The organism is Acinetobacter sp. TY2 (assembly GCF_046269225.1).
Lineage (GTDB): Bacteria > Pseudomonadota > Gammaproteobacteria > Pseudomonadales > Moraxellaceae > Acinetobacter.
This window is the reverse complement of record NZ_JBJZOR010000022.1, coordinates 1-14,269: the sequence shown is the minus strand read 5'-3', so window position 1 is coordinate 14,269 and position 14,269 is coordinate 1. Positions and strand designations below refer to the sequence as shown.

Annotated in this window: 11 protein-coding genes; 7 read left to right on the top strand and 4 right to left on the bottom strand. The window is 36.7% G+C overall.

What is annotated here, in order from left to right:
- Positions 1-140 precede the first annotated feature (140 nt).
- The 7 genes from ACK1JC_RS12965 (at position 141) to ACK1JC_RS12935 (ending at position 7,060) form a co-directional block, all read left to right on the top strand.
- Positions 141-833, top strand: coding sequence for a GH25 family lysozyme (locus ACK1JC_RS12965; protein ID WP_409512319.1), 693 nt, complete (start codon positions 141-143; stop codon positions 831-833).
- Positions 834-1,015: 182 nt separating this feature from the next.
- Positions 1,016-2,074 carry a DNA polymerase IV gene (dinB, locus tag ACK1JC_RS12960; RefSeq protein ID WP_409512292.1) on the top strand — a complete coding sequence of 353 codons (1,059 nt, stop codon included), beginning with the start codon at positions 1,016-1,018 and terminating at the stop codon, positions 2,072-2,074.
- Positions 2,075-2,531: 457 nt separating this feature from the next.
- On the top strand, positions 2,532-3,248 hold the full coding sequence (gene creB, locus ACK1JC_RS12955) for a two-component system response regulator CreB (protein WP_409512291.1): 717 nt from the start codon (positions 2,532-2,534) through the stop codon (positions 3,246-3,248).
- A gap of 3 nt (positions 3,249-3,251) precedes the next feature.
- Positions 3,252-4,733, top strand: a complete 1,482-nt coding sequence (creC, locus tag ACK1JC_RS12950) for a two-component system sensor histidine kinase CreC (RefSeq protein ID WP_409512290.1) — start codon at positions 3,252-3,254, stop codon at positions 4,731-4,733.
- Between the two features lie 147 nt (positions 4,734-4,880).
- Complete coding sequence (gene creD, locus ACK1JC_RS12945) at positions 4,881-6,311, top strand: cell envelope integrity protein CreD (RefSeq protein WP_409512289.1); 1,431 nt, start codon at positions 4,881-4,883, stop codon at positions 6,309-6,311.
- An 82-nt stretch (positions 6,312-6,393) separates the two neighbouring features.
- The gene (locus ACK1JC_RS12940; protein WP_409512288.1) at positions 6,394-6,663 is read left to right on the top strand and encodes a hypothetical protein; all 270 of its coding nucleotides are present in this window, start codon (positions 6,394-6,396) and stop codon (positions 6,661-6,663) included.
- A gap of 40 nt (positions 6,664-6,703) precedes the next feature.
- Positions 6,704-7,060 carry a RidA family protein gene (locus tag ACK1JC_RS12935; RefSeq protein ID WP_409512287.1) on the top strand — a complete coding sequence of 119 codons (357 nt, stop codon included), beginning with the start codon at positions 6,704-6,706 and terminating at the stop codon, positions 7,058-7,060.
- A 45-nt stretch (positions 7,061-7,105) separates the two neighbouring features.
- Here the strand turns inward: ACK1JC_RS12935 and ACK1JC_RS12930 are convergent, their stop codons facing one another.
- The 4 genes from ACK1JC_RS12930 to ACK1JC_RS12915 form a co-directional block, all read right to left on the bottom strand.
- Positions 7,106-7,645, bottom strand: a complete 540-nt coding sequence (locus ACK1JC_RS12930; protein WP_409512286.1) for a DUF2726 domain-containing protein — start codon at positions 7,643-7,645, stop codon at positions 7,106-7,108.
- Positions 7,646-8,108: 463 nt separating this feature from the next.
- Complete coding sequence (locus ACK1JC_RS12925; protein WP_409512285.1) at positions 8,109-10,523, bottom strand: YgiQ family radical SAM protein; 2,415 nt, start codon at positions 10,521-10,523, stop codon at positions 8,109-8,111.
- A 396-nt stretch (positions 10,524-10,919) separates the two neighbouring features.
- On the bottom strand, positions 10,920-12,143 hold the full coding sequence (locus ACK1JC_RS12920) for an MFS transporter (protein WP_409512284.1): 1,224 nt from the start codon (positions 12,141-12,143) through the stop codon (positions 10,920-10,922).
- Positions 12,144-12,289: 146 nt separating this feature from the next.
- The gene (locus tag ACK1JC_RS12915) at positions 12,290-13,633 is read right to left on the bottom strand and encodes an aromatic acid/H+ symport family MFS transporter (protein WP_409512283.1); all 1,344 of its coding nucleotides are present in this window, start codon (positions 13,631-13,633) and stop codon (positions 12,290-12,292) included.
- Between the last annotated feature and the right edge of the window lie 636 nt (positions 13,634-14,269).

The following is a 14,269-nucleotide window of genomic DNA, read 5'->3' as shown; positions in this document are numbered from 1 at the left end:
TTTGAAATGTCGTTCACGCTAAACTATGAGTCGTAGATCTTTTCTTTATTTTTAAAATTATGCTTTAAATCATCATGGCAAAAAGTAAAAAATATAAATTTCATCAGCTCAATAGTAAGTTCATCTTATTTACTTTGGTCATGTTGAGTGCCTTTGCCTTGATAATTACATTGATTATCTATAATAAACAAGCTACTGCAGAGCCCTATACCATTAAAGGCTTTGATGTGTCACATCATCAAGGTGAGATCAATTGGAAAAAAATTTCTCCACAGCAATATCAGTTTGTATATTTAAAAGCGACTGAGGGTGGAGATTATCAAGATGATCACTTTCAAAATTATTGGCTAAAAGCTCGTGAACAAGGTTTACATGTCGGGGCATATCATTTTTTCAGGCTTTGCCGTGATGGTGCAATTCAAGCACAGAATTTCATTGCAACTGTCCCAAATAAACCTGATGCCCTCCCGCCTGTAATAGACTTGGAATATGACAACAATTGCATCAATACACACACCAAAGAACAATTGCTCAAACAAATTCAAATCATGCATGACCAATTGCGCTCACACTATGATAAACAACCAATTTTTTATACTTCAAAAGCTTTTTATAACATTGTTCTTTTGGGAGAATTTAAAAATACCCCCATTTGGATTCGTGAATATAAAGAACAGCCTAATCTGAAAGATGGTCGTAAATGGACATTTTGGCAACACAACAATCAGGGTAAAATTTCAGGCATTGAAAAACCTGTCGATTTAAATGTGTTTTATGCTGATGCCCAAGCATGGCAACAATTTCTAAAGAAAAGCCAAATCATTCAACAGTAAAAAGGCGTGAAAAAAAAATTCTGTATAATAAATGTGCTCATTGATCATGCCGAAAAACAAATCTTTAGTTTATTTTGCCGACACAAGCTGTCGTTTATTCTCTTGATGATGCATCTAAATCAATTTATTCAGGTTAAAATTGATTTTACCTACTCATATCACCTCAGCATGAAGACATATGTATGAGAAAAATCATTCATATTGATATGGACGCATTCTATGCATCCGTTGAACTCCTTGACCGACCTGAACTGAAACATTTGCCTGTGGTGATTTCTTCACATCACCCACGTGCAGTGATTGCAGCAGCGTCCTACCCTGCTCGTGAGTTTGGTCTACGTTCGGCAATGTCGATGTCACAAGCCAAAAAACGCTGTCCTCAAGTCATTGTGATTGAACCTAATTTTGAAAAATACCGTGATATTTCTGTAAAAATTCATCAGATTTTTCAAAATTATACGGGACTAATTGAACCTCTTTCACTCGATGAAGCTTATTTGGATGTCACCGAAAATTTAAAAAATATTCCAAGTGCGACAGAAGTTGCAGAATGCATTCGTGCTGATATTTTTCAAACGACAGGACTGACTGCTTCGGCAGGTGTTGCACCAAATAAATTTCTCGCCAAAATTGCCTCAGATTGGCATAAACCAAATGGTATCTGCATTATTAAACCGAATCAGGTTCAGCATTTTATTCAACATTTAGCACTGAAAAAAATTCCTGGTGTAGGTAAAGTCACGCAAGAAAAATTAAAAAGTCTCAATTTAGAAACGCTTGGTGATTTACAGCGAGTCGATGAAAATTTTCTGATTCATCATTTTGGAAAGTATGGCAAACAACTATTTTTATATGCGCAAGGTATTGATGATCGTCCTGTGCAAGCTGAACGCCAACGTCAACAAATTTCTAAAGAAACTACCTTTGATGATGATTTGAATATTCACCAATGTCAGTCCTATTGGGGCAATTTGATTGAACGAGTTTGGATCAGTTTAGGAAAACGTCAAATGCAAGCACGAGGCGTTACTGTCAAATTAAAACTTAAAAATTTTCAGGTTTTACAACACAGTAAAAGTTTTAAACAGCCTCTTAACTCACAGCAAGAAATGATTCAAGTGATTCAGATTTTACTGAAAGAAATGAATATTCCTGAACATTTTCAATTCCGTTTAATTGGTGTTGGACTTTACCAACTCTCTGAACAGCAAGAAGAATATCAGTTATCTTTATGGCAATAAAAAGTTGAAGCTCAACTTTTTATTGGGTCTGAATCACAAAAATATTTGTTATCTTTATACTAATGATTCATACAGACTATCATTTTTGATGAATTATTAAACAACACATCAATATTCGACTAAATATTTATCCCCAATGATCAAAAAATAGCGTACTCTGTTCCCCGCAATACATTACCCATGTTGTTGCCGAGATATCGAAGTCATCAATACTTACGATATATTGTCCTGTGATTGGCGTGACGATCAAATCCGAATATTACAGGGCGCTCAGAATTTCACATGGGGAAAAACCCTCAAAATTCTATTCTTATAGATTTTTTGCACTTCAAATACTCAATTTCAAATATTAAAAATATCATCTATTACAAAGTTCACTTAAACTTCACCTAAATCACATCGCCATTCTGCTTCATTTTCAGTACACTGAAATTGTTGTCACTTATGTTTTAAGCCCATGAATAATAAAAAACAAATCTTATGTGTAGAAGATGATGCTGCCATTATTATGCCTCTACGTTATGCACTTGAACGCGAAGATTGGTTGGTGACTTGGGCAAATACAGGCATGTCTGCTATTCAACAAATTGAGCAAAACCACTTTGATTTTATTATTCTAGATGTTGGCTTACCTGATTTAAACGGTTTCGAAGTCTGTAAAAAAATTCGAACTTTTAATCATACACCTTTACTCTTTTTAACTGCTCGAGATGATGAAATAGATCGTATTGTTGGGCTTGAAATTGGCGCAGATGATTATTGTGCAAAGCCTTTTAGCTCAAGGGAAATTGTATCTCGCATCAAAGCCATTTGGCGTAGAATGGAAATTCAACAACAGCTTCTTGCTGAAAAACAGCAATCCATTTCGTCACAACAGCCTTCTAATATTTGGCAATGTCAGGATGAAACCTTGCAAATTCATTACTATGCCATTGCCTTACAACTCACCCGTTATGAATATCGTTTACTAAAATTACTTATCCAGCACCCCGAACAGGTTTTTAGCCGTCAACAATTGATGGATCATGTATGGGAACATCCTGAGCATAGTTTAGAGCGCACAGTCGATACCCATATTAAAAGTATTCGTAATAAACTCAAACAGATCTCACCTGAACATGAACCCATTGAAACGCATCGTGGTTTTGGCTATAGCTTGAAGCGGATGAGCTAAAGCATGTCTATATTTATCCGTATTTGGTTTTTCTTCGGGTTAATTATTTTGCTCGGTTTATGCTTTATGTCATATACCTTTAATCAGCAAGTCAAACCCAATGTCCGTCAAGTGGTAGAAGATACCCTTGCAGAAAATGCCAATATTATCGCCATGTTAGTGGCTGAAGATGTTCATGATGGCAGAGTCGATACAGCGCAGTTCGATCAAAAAATTCAAAATGCGCTCAATCGCAAACTTAATGCCAATATTTGGCAACACAATAAAAATGAGATCAATCAACAAATTTATATTACCGATGCCAAAGGCAAAGTGATTTACGATTCTCAAGGTATTGCCACAGGGCAAGATTATTCAAAATGGAATGATGTTTATCTAACTTTACAGGGCAAATATGGTGTGCGTTCAACTCGAAGTTATGACCTTAAAGGCAATGACAGTGGTGCTTATAGCAGTACTATGTTTATTGCAGCACCCATTTTTTATCAGGTGAATGGAAAAGCCCAACTAATTGGCGTGGTTAGTATTGGTAAACCGAATATTTCAGTACAACCCTATATTCAACGTGCCGAAGATCAATTGCTACGTCAGGCGGGTTGGATTGGTTTGATTAGCCTGTTTTTGGCAAGTTTAGTTGCCTATTGGCTCAAACATAGTATTGATCGCGTTCGTAAATATGCACAGGCACTTGCACCCGTTAATCAAACTCCCTATTTCCGTTCTGCTAAAGAACTCAATCAAGTAGCTCAAGCCGTTGAAAATATGCGGGAAAAACTTGAAGATCGTGCTTATGTCGAACATTATGTCAATACACTAACCCATGAATTAAAAAGCCCACTCACGGCGATTCAAGCAAGTGCTGAATTGCTCAAAGAAGATCTCCCCTTAGAAGATCAGCAACAATTTGCAACCCATATACATGAGCAAAGCCACCGACTCAAAACATTAATTGATCGTATGTTGTTATTGACACGACTTGAAAAATCTCAGCATCAAGTTGAACCACAATATTTCAACTTATCTGAGCTAATTCAACAAGTTTTAGATCAACATGCGAGTCAGATTCAGCAACAGCAGATACAATGCTTACTCGATATTGAACCCAATTGTATGATTAGTGCCGATCGTTTTTGGATTCAGCAAACCCTTGCCAATGTCCTTGATAATGCTTTGGACTTTACCCCATCTACAGATAAAATTTTTTTTAAACTCATTCATTTAGATAATAAAAAAATTCAAATTAGCCTGTTCAACGAAGGTGCTTCAATTCCTAATTATGCATTACCTCAAATCTTTGATACTTATTTTTCTTTACCCCGTCCCAGCAATCAACAACGCAGTTCAGGCATTGGTCTGAGCATCGTTAAGCAAGTGATTGAACAACATCATGGACAAATTAAAATTGAAAATATTCAAGCCAATCACATCACTAAATTGATACCCCATACATCAGGCGTCTTAGTCAGTATTGAATTGCCGTTGTAATAAATGTTGTCATGAACCCTCCAAAAAATTTGGGTATGGCATCTGACGTACTTCACCTAAACTTCACATTGAAATCAATTTACACTCAAATAAAACACATATAGCACTCGCAAACTGTCCTCATCGAAAGAACAACAAGGAACTGCGATGCGATCAAATTTTTTAACCCTCAAAATCATTGCTATTATTATTTTAATGGCAATATTTTGGGTCGGACTCAATTTCATTTCAGCCTTGGTTTCAGAGCGACAACAATATCAACAAGACTTCTTACAAGATATTGCTCAGAACCATATCCGCCCTCAAAGCATTGTTTCACCGTATATTCGTGTACCTTATCAAGAAAATAGAATCTGTCAAAATGAGAAAAAAGAACCCTATAAGTGTATCGAAACTCATTGGACACTGATTGGCGCAGATCAAACGCACTGGACATCACAATTTGATGTCTCTGATAACCAATATAAGCGTACCATTTACCGAGCAATCAGCTATCAAGCACTTCTCACAGCACAAGGTAGTTTTCAAAAACCACTTTTAGAACAACACCCTTATCAATGGAATCAAGCGGAAATTGTATTGCCCATGTCTGATCCACGCGGTTTAAATCAGAATCCAACGATCAAGATTTTAAATCAAAATTATCAGTTTGAAATTACCCCACAAGATACTACCAATTCAGGACTAAATTTTATGCGAATTGGCGTAAAACAACGACCTGAACTGCTCAATGCCATTCAAAATGGTTTTCAATTTAAACTGCAAGTAAATACCGCAGGACTGAATAAATTTACCCTTATTCCCACTAGTAATGTGATTACCTACGCTGCAAAAGGCAATTGGGCAGATGCTAAATATGATGGTCAAAGCCTACCTTATAAAAAGAATAGTGCTGAAAAACAATTCTCTGCACAGTGGAAAAATATTGCACTTGGGCAACAAAATCTTAATGTTTTGACAAACTGTACTGCCAATAATGGAAATAATCAAAATTGCTTAAATCCATTGAAATCATCGCAATACTCAGACAATGAAGGAAGTTATACTGCTGAAAATACTCATGAAAAAATCGGGCTTTCTACCGAATTTTTAGAATCCGTCAATGTCTATACTCAAACTGACCGTGCCATTAAATACGGTATTGTGATTATCCTCATTACCTTTGGCTGTTTTTTCCTATTTGAAGTACTGAAAAGTTTACGCATTCACCCAATTCAATACGCATTAGTGGCAATGGCGCAAGGCATTTTCTTTGTCCTTTTACTCGCAATCAGTGAATATTATGCTTTTGCATGGGCATACATAGTAGCTGCTATTGCCTGTATCAGCCTGATGACATGGTATTTATTCTTTGTCATGAAAGGCTTCAAAGCTGCTGCCTTATTTGGCGTTATTCTCAGTATCCTGTACGGCATCATGTATATGTTATTGCAATCGTCAGGAAAAACATTCTTGATGGGTTCGGTGATCGCTTTCATTATCCTGAGCATTGTGATGTTCATTACCCGAAATATCGATTGGTATCAATTGAATGGGCGGACTGAACGTGAATTAAAAATTTACACTCCACCACAATAATTCACCCTTGAGTGGATGGCACACTACCATCCACTTTTTAAGTATCTTTAAAATAAAATGATTTTGATCCATAGGTCTAAAAATGAATATTTCTACACAGAAAAAATATCCAAAACAGCAAAACACAACACAAATTCAACAACTCTGCCCCCTAGAATGTTCGATTGCATTCTGCTTAAATCAATTACGTTCAGCCAAAATTCAATTTCTCAATTTGGGAAATCTCGTGATTTGTCCAAAACAAAACTGCCTGATTATTTTTAAATACAAAATGTTGATTCGAATCGATACACTCACCAACAAGCAACACACGGCACAAAATCTGAAAATCAGATGTGCAGATGGCTCATGATCACGTAAACTTTAAGCTAAGAGAAAATTTGAGAATGACCATGACTGTACAACGTCTGCACGTTGCAAAACGCTTTTCTGAAATTGCAATTTCAGGCAATTTAGTTCATTTAGCAGGACAATTGGCTAGTGATTTCAGCTTAGATATTAAAGGACAAACACAGCAGACACTCGATATTATTGATCAGTTTCTTGCAGATGCAGGTACCGATAAAAGCCATATCATGTCTGTGACCATTTATTTAAAAAATATTGATAAAGATTACGATGCATTTAATGAAATTTGGGATGCTTGGGTATCAAATATTGAAGCACTGCCACGTGCGTGTGTAGAAGCGAAAATGTATCATCCTGATGTTCTTGTAGAAATGACAGTTGTTGCTGTTAAACCTGAATAAAATATAGAGTCAAATAAAAATGCATGGTTTAGACCATGCATTTTTTTAACCAAAAATACGAATACGATTTACTGTATTTAAATACAGATCAGACTTCCCCATACTCATCGTATACTCCTGTTCAGGCTGATGCATCCCTGTAAACTCCATCAGAAAGTCTTCACGTAATTGCTGATATTCCGGAGCACCGTTATAGCGAACCATTCGATACCCTGCCGATTCCAGTAAAGCATCTTGATGTGCCTGTTGTTTCATGCGCTTCAACGCATGGATGTCATCTAAAGCCACTATTGCAATCACTTTACAATTTTTATCAAGTACCACGAAGTCTGCAAACATCTTTTGATATTTACGGCGAGTGTGTAAATATTTAGTAGTCAACAAAGCATCAAATGAAACATGAGCCAATACATTTGCTTCAGGAAGCACTTCTTTTAAGCGGGTAAATGTCATCATCTCAATTGAATTAAAAACAGCTCTACGACGTAATGCACTGTCATTTTTTTTGTCATTTTTCAAGTTATTGAAAAAAACAACACTGAATAGACTCAGTATGATAAGGCTTACGATAACGATCAAATCCATGATTTATTATCCTTTCATTTTTTATAATATTCGGCTTATGACCGATTCTTCTTGGTTCTAAGTTCTATTATATAACTGATTATTGCTATAGCTTAGTTTTGTAAAAAAACAATATGAATCATTACACGATTATCTCAAACATTAACAATTCGTTGCGAGACAATTTTTAAAATCTAAATGGTATTCATGAATCAACGATCATTTATACAATTATAATTTGAACTAAACTATATTTTATTCACGTAATATGACATTTTTATGAAAATACAACAACTATATATTTATAGCGGTATTTTCTATAAAGTACAAATATTTCCGATAAAATTATTAATATAGAACCGTTTATTTTAAATTACCTATTCAAAATTTTACTCTTATTTTCGGCACTTGTTCTCAACATTAAAAAAGGATGCCGAAGCATCCTTTAATTTATTCAAAAATAAAGTCGTATATTTAAAATATTTTATGCTTTAGCTTTACCTTTATTTTTAGGCTTAGACCCACCAAATGGCTTTTTACTGTCACCTGTTTCACGTGGAGGCAACCCTGTATGTTGCGTTAAAATTTGACCACGCTCAGGACGTTTTTTGGTATTTGAAGGGCGTGACTGACCTTGTGATGCCTTAGTACGATTGCCTTGCTCACCATTACGTTTTTGCGAATCACCATCTACCGTAGAGTTTTTCTTACGCGCAGATTGGTAATTACCCTCTGCCGAACCCGCAGGCTGATAGGTCGGAATCAAATGATGCTTCGAATTACCAATCAAATCCTGACGACCCATTTCTTTCAAGGCTTCACGGAGCAACGGCCAGTTATTTGAATCATGGTAACGCAAGAATGCTTTATGCAAACGACGACGTTTGTCACCTTTTACAATATCGACATTTTCAGTATAACGTGCCACTTTTGCGAGTGGGTTTTTACCTGTGTAATACATAGTTGTCGCTGTTGCCATTGGCGATGGATAGAAGGTCTGTACCTGATCGGCACGGAAATCATTCTTCTTCAACCAAATAGCAAGGTTCATCATGTCATAGTCAGTTGTACCCGGATGCGCTGCGATAAAGTACGGAATTAAATACTGTTCTTTGCCTGCTTCCTTACTGAAACGCTCGAACATCTGCTTGAAACGGTCATAGGTACCTATGCCCGGTTTCATCATCTTGTTCAATGGACCTTTTTCAGTATGTTCAGGGGCAATTTTTAAATAACCACCCACATGATGGGTCACCAATTCTTTCACATATTCAGGGTTCAAAACTGCAAGGTCATAACGTAGACCTGAACCAATCAGAATTTTTTTCACGCCTTTAATAGCACGTGCTTTACGATATAACTGAGTCAGCGGTGCATGATCGGTATGTAAGTTTTGGCATACACCTGGGAATACACATGATGGCTTACGACAGTTCTTTTCAATCTCAGGATCTTTACACTGCAAACGATACATGTTTGCTGTTGGACCACCTAAATCAGAGATAATGCCTGTAAAGCCAGGAGCTGTATCACGAATTTTTTCAACTTCACGTAAAATCGATTCTTCAGAACGATTCTGAATAATACGACCCTCATGCTCTGTGATTGAACAGAAAGTACAACCACCAAAACAACCACGCATGATATTCACAGAGAATTTAATCATGTCAAATGCAGGGAAACGTGCTTCACCATAAGATGGATGTGGCAGACGCGCATAAGGCAAATCAAACACATAATCCATTTCTTCGGTGGTTAATGGAATTGGTGGTGCATTCAACCACACATCACGTTCACCATGCTTTTGTACCATTGCACGGGCATTGCCGGGATTGGTTTCCAAATGCAAAATACGGTTAGCATGCGCATATAAAACAGGATCTTCTGCAACTTCTTCAAATGCAGGTAAGCGAATGACCGCTAATTCACGGGGTGGTAATTTATGCTTAATGGCCTTAGATACAGGTTGTAATTGAACAATCTGTGTATCTGCATCCAAATGATCGCCTTCACGAATAATTGGATTAGCAACAAGTTCTTTTTGGAAATTTTGATATTGAGTTAAAGAGTTACCTTTATCTTTCTCAATCTCACAGCCATCTAAATCTTCTGTCATCACATAAGGGTTGATGATTGGATCAACACGACCAATTGCATCGACATCATTCGATGCAATTTCAACAAACTTAGATTTAGAGGCACGATTATGTTTATTGACAATAAATGCCGTACCACGAACATCCGTAATGTCTGTAATTTTTTCACCACGCGCCAAACGGTGCATGACTTCAGTAATTGAACGCTCGCCATTGCCGTACATGAGTAAATCGGCTTTCGAATCCATCAACACCGAGCGGCGGACTTTGTCTGACCAATAATCATAATGAGCAATACGACGCAGTGATGCTTCAATCCCACCCAATAATATAGGAACATCAGGATAAGCTTCACGGACACGCTGACAGTACACAGTCGCTGCACGGTCAGGACGTTTATTTGGAACGTTATCAGGAGAATAGGCATCATCCGAGCGGATTTTACGGTCAGCCGTATAACGGTTGATCATCGAATCCATGTTCCCTGCGGTTACGCCCCAAGCGAGATTAGGCTTACCCAATACTTTAAATGCTTCGGCAGACGTCCAATCAGGCTGTGCGATAATACCAACACGAAAACCTTGTGCTTCTAAAACACGCCCAATAATGCCTGAACAAAAAGATGCATGATCGATGTAAGCATCGCCACAGACCAAAATAAAATCACAACTGTCCCAACCAAGTTGATCCATTTCCTCACGTGACATCGGCAAAAATGGGGCAGGCTCAAAGCACGAAGCCCAATATTTGTCGTAATCAAACAACGCTGTAGGCGCAGTTTGAGCAGTATAAGCAGTAGACATGATGAGTAATCTCGATTGGCAGTTGGCGATCGGGAGATGATCTAAGATGAAAGCCGATCATTTTACCATGAATTCTGCTCATGTTGCTTGATTAAAAAACAAACATTTTTACTTTATGAGTGTCAAACATCATATAAACACCGATCCATTTAATTGAATAAATAAATATGATGAATGGAAACTCAAATAAATATGCTAAATCAGTTGATTATGAAATACTCTATCTAAAATCAACTTAAAAATGAGTTTACATGTCAACTATGTCAATTTTTTCGCGGCATTTCATTCTAAGGTTGAGTATAAAAATAAAAGGGGCAAGCCGAAGCTCTTGAACAATTCAAACGAAGTAGCATTCAATTTATTCAGCAAAATATTAGCAACTAAGAAAAAATCATTTCAATTCATCTTCAATTTTTCCTGAATTTGGATCTGCTTCAATTTAAATGCAATGAATACCCCAATGATCAGAACAAGTGTAATGGCTATAGTTAAACCAAACCAACCTCCTTGCTCCCAAACCAATCCACCACTGCTCCCCAAGAAACTTGAGCCTAAGTAATAACAAAATAAGTAAAGTGATGAACCTACTGCACGATATTGCAAGGATTGTACCGACACCCAACTACTTGACGTTGAATGTGCTGCAAAAAATGAAAAAGTAAAAATAAGTAATCCCGCTAAAATAGCCCATAAAGTAGGAATGAGCATAATCCAGAGACCGAAGATCATCATGCTCAACATTGCAATGAGGACGTTATCTCTCCCGAATTTATGACTCCAACTTGCTGCACGAGGTGAACTATAAATTCCCGATAAATATGCAATTGAAATGAGACCAATCCACATCTGTGAAAGCTCAAAAGGCTTTTCAAGCAAGTGATAACTCATATAGTTAAACACGGTCACGAAGCAACCCATCAAAATAAAGCCTTCAGCAAAAAGTAGTCTAAGTTTGATATCTGCCAAATTCTTTTTAAAAGATTCTATAAAACGATTCAAATTAATTGGATAAGCTTTAAAATGTTTCGATGCAGGCAATGCCATATAAAACGTAATGGCAATTAATAAATTAAGTGCACCAATAATGCTAGTCGCAGTCTGCCAAGAGATATAATCGAGTAATACACCTGCGATCAATCTCCCTCCCATTCCCCCAATGGCTGTCCCTGAAATATATAAACCCATGGCAAATCCAACATCTTTTTGCGCAATTTCTTCCCCTATATATGTCATCGCAACAGATGCAACACCACTGACAGCAAGTCCAACCATCATGCGAGTCGCAAGAAATATTTCCCAATAGGGCAAAATTGAACTAATTAATAATAAAATAGAGGTCGAAAATAAGGAGATGACCATAATCTTTTTACGACCAAAACGATCTGAAATTAAGCCTGCAAATAACAGTCCTAAAGCGAGTGCAATGGTCGAAAATGAAAGTGGAAAGCTGCTATGTGTGGGTGTCACCTGAAAGAATTTTGCTAAAAATGGCATCATCGGTTGCACGCAGTACAATGATGAAAAAACAGCAAAACCAGCTAAAAATAGCGAAAAGAGAATAGCAAGAAAGGGACGAGTACCATACTCAATATAATCAGTGGATGTGGACGTTGTAGACATAATCACTCCTCATGTCTAACTCAGTATACGCTTGTTTATGATGATGCAAAAATTAAAACCTAAACGACCCTATTCACCCATTTCAATTTATATTTACCCATAAAAAAACCCTCAACAATGTGAGGGTTTTTCATTATCTTAAATTATTAAGCTTTTGCTGTCACACCTGAACCGATTTTCTCAGATTCATTGCTATTCATAATCAACGAAACTGCAATTGCGGTAATTAACACAGGTAAGCCAACCGCCATAAAATTGAAATGTGCAGGTAAATTCATACCTAACAAACCACCAATTAAAATTGGACCAATAATCGCCCCCATACGACCAATCGCAGATGACCAACCAATCCCTGTCGAACGTACCGCCAATGGATAAAACTGTGCAACATAGCTATACAGCAACATTTGCGAGCCAATTGATGCTGCACCTGCCAAGAAGACTAAAATATAGAGTAGGAATTCATTCGACTGAAAGCCCATTAAACTCATGACTACTGCGCCAATTATACCAAGACACATTAAAACAGGTTTTAAATGGAAACGATCCGCTAAAATTCCGCCACCAATAATACCAATCACAGCACCAATATTCATCACCATCATAAACATTAAGCTGTTATCCATTGAATAACCCGCTGCCATCATTAGTTTTGGCAACCAACTGCTTAATGCATACATCGTGAGTAAACAAGTGAAGAAAGCTATCCAAAACAATACTGTATTCATCGCACGACCACGACGGAACAAACTCATTACACTTGCAGACTCAGGAACATCGACTTTATCTAATTCAAATGTCGTTGTTTCTTTTACTGTGATTGTTGGTTCTAAACGACTTACGATTTTTCGTGCTTCTGCTTGACGATCTTGTTGAACAATAAAAGTTAAAGATTCAGGTAAAAACTTCCAAATTACTGGCAATAAAAATAACGGAATACCTGCAATAAAGAACATGATTTGCCAACCAAAATCTGGGGTGAACCATGAGCCAAGCAAAGCGGCCATCACACCACCTACGGCATAACCACTGAACATACCTGTTACAAGCGTACTACGCATACGAATTGGTGCATACTCTGAGGTTAAGGCTACAAGGTTCGGCATTACACCACCAATACCTAAACCTGCAAGAAAACGTAAAATGGCAAATTCTGTTGGATTAGATGCAAAACCACCTGCAAATGTTAAACCACTGAATAGCACAATACAGATCATAATGACTTTCTTACGACCAATTTTATCTGCGAGCGAACCAAAAATCATCGCACCAAACATCATACCTGCTAAAGCTGTACTTGCAAGCATACCTGCCTGCATTGCTGTCAAACCCCACTCAGCCATCAAAAGTGGCAACACTACACCATTGATGGCTAAGTCGTAACCATCAAATAAAATAATCAATAAACACCACACCAAAACATTAAAGTGAAATGGTCTAAATTTTGCGTGATCAATAATATGATTAACGTTGACTGCTTTATCCGTCATCATTCAATTCCTGTGAAACTATATTTCAAAAAACGCTCTTCCAAATCATTAGTTTCAATATAATTTTTAGAATAAAACCAACGTCGCTCATCAAAGCAATTGAGACTATATTCACATAATTTATACCACTATAGGAATAGCACATTAGTCTTATTGTTCATTTATTTTTGCGACAAAATTCACACTTTATGTAAATTAAACAATACAGTTTATTTAATTTTTCTTAAGTGATTATTTTTAATACTTTATGAAATGAAATTTACAAAATCATTTTTTGGTAATGCAATCGCGCAAACATCATGCTCTTCATTCAAGGTGATCTATACAATCTAATTCGTTGATAATTCAGTTCTGCTTATTGACCAAAAAGGGTCGTAATTTCAGTGCTAAAATCATTTTTATGAATGATAAATTTTTCCATGATGCCCTTGTGTTTATTTTAGATTCATTACACGCCCTTAATAATTCATTCTTATTTGAAAATGGTGATTTTTTTATAAATATTTATCGACTTTTCACCTATTATTTTCTTAAATTTCGTCTATTTTTCAATTTTCCTCCTGACAATAAAAAACACCCTCTGTCTTATGACAGAGGGTGTTTTAGATTTAAAAGCTGGCGATGACTTACTCTCAC